Source organism: Pseudomonas sp. GW456-12-10-14-LB2 (assembly GCF_002884345.1).
Lineage (GTDB): Bacteria > Pseudomonadota > Gammaproteobacteria > Pseudomonadales > Pseudomonadaceae > Aquipseudomonas > Aquipseudomonas paraglycinae.
This window is the reverse complement of sequence record NZ_POHV01000230.1, coordinates 1-257: the sequence shown is the minus strand read 5'-3', so window position 1 is coordinate 257 and position 257 is coordinate 1. Positions and strand designations below refer to the sequence as shown.

At 62.3% G+C, this 257-nt stretch carries 1 protein-coding gene; it reads right to left on the bottom strand.

Features of this window, described 5'->3' with window-relative positions; all coding sequences use genetic code 11:
- Positions 1–257 (bottom strand): MucR family transcriptional regulator (locus C1X29_RS28875; protein ID WP_173940226.1); only part of this gene is annotated, 257 nt, incomplete at both ends.

Here is a 257-nt window from a genome sequence, read left to right as displayed (position 1 = left end):
GTACCGGCCATCCCGCAACGCTACCGAGGCCGATCGCCTTGGCGAGTTGTGACCGCAGCGCGGCATAGCTGGCGGCCACCATCGGGTAATCCTCGGGCAGGCCGTAACGTTCACGGTAGCTGGAGGGGTCGAGTCCATGGCTGGCGAGGTGCCGTTTCAAGGTCCTGTAGGGCTTGCCATCGATAAAGCTGATCAGCGCATTCGACGTGATCGATTTGCGGATCTGCGCACGTGTCGCTGTCTCCGCGGCTTTAGAC